The organism is Burkholderia sp. Se-20378 (genome assembly GCF_017104665.1).
Classification (GTDB): Bacteria; Pseudomonadota; Gammaproteobacteria; order Burkholderiales; family Burkholderiaceae; genus Burkholderia; species Burkholderia lata.
In genome coordinates this window covers 1-1576 of the sequence record NZ_JAAGPG010000998.1, presented here as the reverse complement: position 1 = coordinate 1576, position 1576 = coordinate 1, and the positions used below count along the sequence as shown (strand labels likewise).

The window sequence follows — 1576 nt, the reverse complement described above, 5'->3', positions numbered from 1 at the left end:
CAACGGGCCGCGCGTACTGTTCGAGCACGTCGCGCGCGAGTACGACCTTGCCGAACGCGCCGCCGTGGATCGCGTCCACCGCGCGCCGGGCTTCGTGCTGCCATTCGCTGGCCTGCAGCGCCTGCGTGTGCAGCAGATGCGGGGCATCGTCGTCATGGGCGGCGGCGAGCGTGCCGAGCGACTCGATGCGCGCGAGGTACGCATGCGCGAGCGCGGCCGGATCGTCGTGCGCGGCGACGACGTGCTGGCAGACGGCCCAGTGCGCATCGCCTTCGCGCACGATCAGCAGTTTCGCCACCGTCATGCTCGCGTCGGGAAACGGCGCCCAGTGTGCGCTGCGCGCGCCGTGCGAATCGAACCGGAAGCCGCCAACGAGGCGCGGCGGTTGCGGGCCGGCCATCACGGCATCGCGAACGAGCGTGCGCCAGCGGGCATCGACTTGCGCGAAGCGCGTGTTGCCGGTGGCGGTCAGTTCGAGCGCGCAATCCCAGCCGAACAGCGTGACGGACGCATCACCCGCTTCATGGAAGAACCACGGCGTGGCGCCGTCGTCCCACGCGGCAATCAGGTCGAAGAAGTCGAGCGGCCGCAGCGGTACCGACACCGACGCGAGCGTCGGCGCGCCGGTGTCGGCGGCGCAGCGGGCCGCGCGGGCGAAGGTGTCGTGCAGCAGCGGGAGGCCGGCGTTCATGCGAGCCCCCGCTGTTGCCGCCAATACTGCGTCTGCTGCGTGATGTACCACGCGATCAGGCCCGAGAACAGCGTCTCGACATAGTCGGCATCGAGGCCGGCCTGTTCGGCCCAGCGGCGCCGGTCGGGCAGCATCGCGGCCACCCGTTCCGGCGCGGCGATGCTCGCTTCGTCGGGCTTGAAGCGCGACGCAGCCTTCACGTACTGCATGCGCTGGCCGAGGGCAACGATGATGTCGGCGTCCAGGCGATCGATGGCTTCGCGAATGTCGGGCAGCCCCGCGCAGGCGTCCGGTGTCTTCATGTGTACTCCTTTCCGTAACGAAGGGATTGGTCGATCCGTTCGACCAGATGCGCGATCACCGCCGGGTATTGGTGGCGCAGGTAGAAGTGGTCGCCGCTGAACGTCTCGATGCGGATCGGGCGCGACGCGACGTCCTGCCACGCGTGCGCTTCGTCGTTGTCGAGTTCGGAATCGGCGAGCGGCAGCATCACGCCGAGCGGCGTGTCGATCCGCGGCGGCCGGTCGCGGCGATATGTCTCGATCGCGCGGTAGTCGCTGCGGATCATCGGCAGGTAGATCGCGCGCATTTCCGGATCGGCGAGCAGCGCGGCGTGCTCGCCGGACAGCCGCGCGACATCGCCCACGAGCGCATCGTCGGATTGCAGGTGCAGATCCGACAGGCGCTGGCGATGCGGCGGCGGCAGCGCGGACACGGCGAGGTAAAGCGGCGCCGCGCCGCGCGCCTCGAGCCGCACCGCTACCTCGTATGCGACCGCCGCGCCGCGGCCGTCCCCGCCCCGCCCGAGCGGTGCGGTCCCCTAGCGTTGCAGCCCAGCGGCGCCCGGGCCGGCGGGCGCCCCAGACGGCGCCCGGCACCGCCCCC

General features: G+C 71.3%; 1 protein-coding gene and 2 pseudogenes. All 3 read right to left on the bottom strand.

The genetic code is table 11. The features are described 5' to 3' along the window. Positions 1-691: pseudogene (locus G3N93_RS39685) on the bottom strand (salicylate biosynthesis isochorismate synthase); the annotation flags it as partial. After that, complete coding sequence (locus tag G3N93_RS39680; RefSeq protein ID WP_174936692.1) at positions 688-993, bottom strand: isochorismate lyase; 306 nt, start codon at positions 991-993, stop codon at positions 688-690. The gene G3N93_RS39680 and the pseudogene G3N93_RS39685, both read right to left, overlap by 4 nt. Further along, positions 990-1576: pseudogene (locus tag G3N93_RS39675) on the bottom strand (thioesterase II family protein); the annotation flags it as partial. The pseudogene G3N93_RS39675 and the gene G3N93_RS39680, both read right to left, overlap by 4 nt.

Excerpts from the sequence above, each read along its gene's own strand:
- G3N93_RS39680 (WP_174936692.1), bottom strand. The coding sequence starts at position 993 with ATGAAGACACCGGACGCCTGCGCGGGGCTGCCCGACATTCGCGAAGCC.